This window comes from Enterococcus sp. S183_ASV_20 (genome assembly GCF_018919685.1).
Taxonomy (GTDB): domain Bacteria; phylum Bacillota; class Bacilli; order Lactobacillales; family Enterococcaceae; genus Enterococcus; species Enterococcus faecalis.
The window spans coordinates 1-397 of record NZ_JAHLRI010000185.1; the positions used below are offsets into that span (position 1 = coordinate 1).

General features: G+C 37.5%; 1 pseudogene. It reads left to right on the forward strand.

From position 1 onward, the window contains the following. Positions 1–263, forward strand: a pseudogene (locus tag KQI94_RS16345) (IS3 family transposase); the annotation flags it as partial. Positions 264–397: the final 134 nt, after the last annotated feature.

The window sequence follows — 397 nt, forward strand, 5'->3', positions numbered from 1 at the left end:
GGCTTAGAACGTATCAGAAGTTTGGTATAGAGGGACTCTCTAAACAGAAAGGACGTCCACCTACCATGTCTAAAAAGAAACGAAATGAACCCCAACCACTACCAAGTGAACGATCTCAAGTAGAGAAACTAGAAAAAGAAAATAGAATGTTAAAAATTGAGAATGCCTATTTAAAAGAATTGAGGAGACTGCGTTTAGAGGACGAACAAAAAATGAACGAATCGCACGAATCATTCACAGCCTCCGAAGACACTTTCGATTAAAAGATATTTTGGAAACCCTAAGGTTTCCAAAATCTACTTACATGTACTGGCAAAAACGCCTCGACAGAACAGCTTCAACACAAATTATCGAAGAAGAAATTCAAGCGATTCGTAAAAAACATCAACATTATGGC